1 protein-coding gene is annotated in these 234 nt (G+C 32.5%); it reads left to right on the top strand.

Going from position 1 to position 234, the window contains the following annotated elements:
- Positions 1–36: 36 nt before the first annotated feature.
- Positions 37–168, top strand: a complete 132-nt coding sequence (locus Q4548_RS17055) for a hypothetical protein (RefSeq protein ID WP_303457292.1) — start codon at positions 37–39, stop codon at positions 166–168.
- The last annotated feature ends 66 nt before the right edge of the window (positions 169–234 follow it).

Genomic DNA, 234 nt, shown 5'->3' with positions numbered 1-234 from the left:
AGCTAATTTAACTCGCAATGTAAAGATACAGAAGAAATGAAGGTTAAAGTTAGTTTGTGTGTTTCTATTTTGGCTATTTTAGGAGGGTTAATGTCTTGTCGTCAAACAAAAAATAAATATAATATGATTGTTATTGCGCACAGAGGTGCATCTGCTTATTTGCAATAACATACATTGCCTGCTTAATCATTGGCTTATGGAATGCAACCTGATTTTTTAGAACAAGATGTAGTG

This window comes from Wenyingzhuangia sp. 2_MG-2023, assembly GCF_030548295.1.
In the GTDB taxonomy this organism is placed as follows: Bacteria; Bacteroidota; Bacteroidia; order Flavobacteriales; family Flavobacteriaceae; genus Wenyingzhuangia.
This window is presented reverse-complemented; position numbering and strand designations above follow the sequence as displayed.